The organism is Streptacidiphilus melanogenes (genome assembly GCF_000787835.1).
Classification (GTDB): Bacteria; Actinomycetota; Actinomycetes; order Streptomycetales; family Streptomycetaceae; genus Streptacidiphilus; species Streptacidiphilus melanogenes.
On record NZ_BBPP01000053.1, the window covers coordinates 42,684 to 45,457 of the forward strand.

Consider the following 2,774-nt stretch of genomic DNA (forward strand, 5'->3'; position numbering starts at 1 on the left):
GTGCGCGTCCGCCCGGGCGCCCCCGAGCCGCCGATCCCCGAACCACAGCAGGGCGCCCCCGGAGCGACCGCGACGAAGACCGCCGTGGCGTTCGCGATCCGGCCCGGCACCCCCGCGGACGACTCCCCCACGCCCGATCTTGACGAGCTCACCCAGCCCTACGCCGCCACCACCGCGCGGCGACGTCGCTTCCGCCGGCGCACCGTCGCGCTGGGCGCGGCCGTCGTCGTCCTCGCGGGCGGCACCGCGGCAGCGCTCACCCTCGGCGGCCACCAGGGCCGTCACAGCCGCCACAGCGCCGCGGCCGCGCCCACGAGCCCCGCGGCGCAGCCCACCACGCCCTCCGCGGTGCCCTCGGCCGTGCCCTCCGCGCAGCCGACACCCAGCCCCACCCTGCTGGACCCGCTCACCCTGCTCTCCAGCGCCGCCACCGACAAGGCGCCGCTCAGCGCGGCCACGCTCTTCCCCGGCAAGAGCATCACCGTCAACGGCCATTCCTACACGCAGGTACTGACAGCGACGTCGCCCTGCGCGGCGGCCGCCTCACCGGCGCTCGCGACCGTGCTCGCCAAGAACGGCTGCCAGGGCATCTTCCGCGCCACCTACGGCAACGGCGGCTCGGCGGAGGTCACCGTCGGCATCGCCGTCTTCGACAGCGCGGCCGAGGCGAACGCGGTCAAGGCCGCCGCCGCCGTGGGCAACATCTCGTCCCTCTTCGGCGGCCCGGTCAAGCCGTTCTGCCAGAAGGAGGTCTGCCGGATCTCCAGCAACGCCGTGGGCCGCTACGCGTACTTCACCGTCGCCGGCTACCCGGACGGCAAGCCGGTCCCGGCCGACGACAAGGCCGCCCTGGCCGCCGGCAACGACCTCGCCACCCTGGCCTTCCAGGACCTCGCCGAGCGCGGCCGCACGGAGGCCGCCGCCGCTCACTGACCCCCGAGCACCCTCAGTCGCCGGGCGGCGCGGTTCCGCTCGGCGAGCAGGTCGTCGGCGGGATAGCCGACCTCCTCCAGGGTCAGCCCGTAGGGCCGCACGACGTTGACCGCGGAGTTCCGCACACCGCCGGCCAGCACCTCGGCCGGGAAATCCAGCGACCGCTGCCCGCCGCCGACGAGCAGCATGGAGCCGACGAGGGCGCGCACCATGTTGTGGCAGAACGCGTCGGCCCGGACGGTGCCCACCACGAGCCCCGGCACCCCGGGGCCCAGCAGGGCGTCGCCCTCGGTCCGCTCCCAGGAGAACTCCAGCAGCTCGCGGATGGTCGTCGCGCCTTCGCGCTTCCTGCAGTACGCCGCGAAGTCGTGCTCCCCGATCAGGCGCCTGGCCGCCTCGTTCATCGACTCCACGTCCAGCGGCCGGTCGTGCCACAGCACGTGGCCGCGCCGCAGCGGGTCGACGCCGCCCTGGGTGTCGCAGACGCGGTAGGCGTACCGCCGCCAGATCGCACTGAAGCGGGCGTCGAACCCGGCTGGCGCCTCGGACAGCCGCCACACCCGGATGTCCCCGGACAGCCGCCCGGCGAGCCGCCGCAGCAGCTTCTCCCCCTCCGCCAGCCAGATCGCCTCCGGCAGGTCCACGTGCGCGACCTGTCCGCGGGCGTGCACGCCCGCGTCGGTGCGGCCCGCCACCGTGAGCGGGAAGATCTCCCGCTGCCGGGTCACGACGGCGATCGCCTCCTCCAGCTCCTGCTGGACGGTGCGCCGCCCGTTCTTCTGCCGTGCCCAGCCCGAGAACTCCGCGCCGTCGTAGGCCAGGTCCAGACGGATCCGCACGAAGCCGTCGGCCGGACCGTCCCGCCGAGGCTCTTCTTCGCAGCTCATCAGCTTCCTCTGAGTCGAAAAACGGACCCGCCCCCACAGCTGGGAACGGGTCCGTCGTGGATCACGCGGGAGGATTACTCCGCCGCGGTCTCCTCCGTCTTCGCGGCGACCTTGGTCGCGGCCTCGGCCTCGCCGACGGCCTCCTGGGCCACGGTCAGGCCCTCGACCAGCTCGATGACGGCCATGGGCGCGTTGTCGCCACGGCGCGTACCGATCTTGGTGATACGGGTGTAGCCACCCGGACGGTTCTCGTAGCGCGGGCCGATCTCGGTGAAGAGGGTGTGCAGAACCGCGATGTCCGTGATGACCTTGCGGACCTCACGGCGGTTGTGCAGGTCACCCTTCTTCGCCTTGGTGATCAGCTTCTCCGCGTACGGACGCAGACGGCGGGCCTTGGCCTCCGTCGTGGTGATGCGGCCGTGCTGGAACAGCTCACGGGCCAGACCGGCGAGCAGCAGACGCTCGTGGGCCGGACCGCCGCCGAGGCGGGCACCCTTGGCGGGAGCAGGCATGGTGTCTCCTTCAATATCCGGCGTCGGCCGTATGAGGAACCGGGCCGGGCGTACGGACAGTGCGCCCGCACGACTTAGACATACAGCAAACAAGAATACGGGACCGCCGAAGCGGTCCCGTACCCAAGGCCTACCGGGAGACTCAGTACTGCTCGGTCTCCGCGAAGCCCGTGTCGTCGTCGTCGGCGCCGAAGGCGTCCGCGGCGGCGGTCGGGTCGAATCCGGGCGGGCTGTCCTTGAGGGCCAGGCCCATGCCGGCCAGCTTCGCCTTGACCTCGTCGATCGACTTCGCACCGAAGTTGCGGATGTCGAGCAGGTCGGCCTCGGAGCGGGCGACGAGCTCACCCACGGTGTGGATGCCCTCGCGCTTGAGGCAGTTGTAGGAGCGGACCGTGAGCTCCAGCTCCTCGATCGGCAGCGCCAGGTCGGCAGCCAGGGCGGC

At 72.6% G+C, this 2,774-nt stretch carries 4 protein-coding genes; 1 reads left to right on the top strand and 3 read right to left on the bottom strand.

Features of this window, described 5'->3' with window-relative positions; genetic code table 11:
• On the top strand, nucleotides 1–933 hold a 933-nt coding region (locus tag TR49_RS34915), incomplete at its 5' end, for a hypothetical protein (RefSeq protein ID WP_160311691.1).
• On the opposite strand, the gene truA is transcribed toward TR49_RS34915, so the two are convergent.
• From truA to TR49_RS34930, 3 genes are all read right to left on the bottom strand, one after another.
• Nucleotides 927–1,820 (bottom strand): tRNA pseudouridine(38-40) synthase TruA, encoded by an 894-nt coding sequence (gene truA, locus TR49_RS34920; protein ID WP_042389328.1) that lies wholly within the window; start codon nucleotides 1,818–1,820, stop codon nucleotides 927–929. The genes TR49_RS34915 and truA overlap by 7 nt on opposite strands.
• A 74-nt stretch (nucleotides 1,821–1,894) precedes the next feature.
• Nucleotides 1,895–2,332: a 50S ribosomal protein L17 gene (gene rplQ, locus TR49_RS34925; protein WP_042389331.1), complete on the bottom strand. Its 438-nt coding sequence runs from the start codon at nucleotides 2,330–2,332 to the stop codon at nucleotides 1,895–1,897.
• Between the two features lie 142 nt (nucleotides 2,333–2,474).
• Nucleotides 2,475–2,774, bottom strand: a 300-nt coding sequence (locus tag TR49_RS34930) for a DNA-directed RNA polymerase subunit alpha C-terminal domain-containing protein (protein ID WP_042389334.1), incomplete at its 5' end; no start/stop codon positions are given.

Bases quoted from the DNA above. Each gene is read 5' to 3' on its own strand.
- truA (WP_042389328.1), bottom strand. From the start codon at position 1,820: ATGAGCTGCGAAGAAGAGCCTCGGCGGGACGGTCCGGCCGACGGCTTC.
- rplQ (WP_042389331.1), bottom strand. From the start codon at position 2,332: ATGCCTGCTCCCGCCAAGGGTGCCCGCCTCGGCGGCGGTCCGGCCCAC.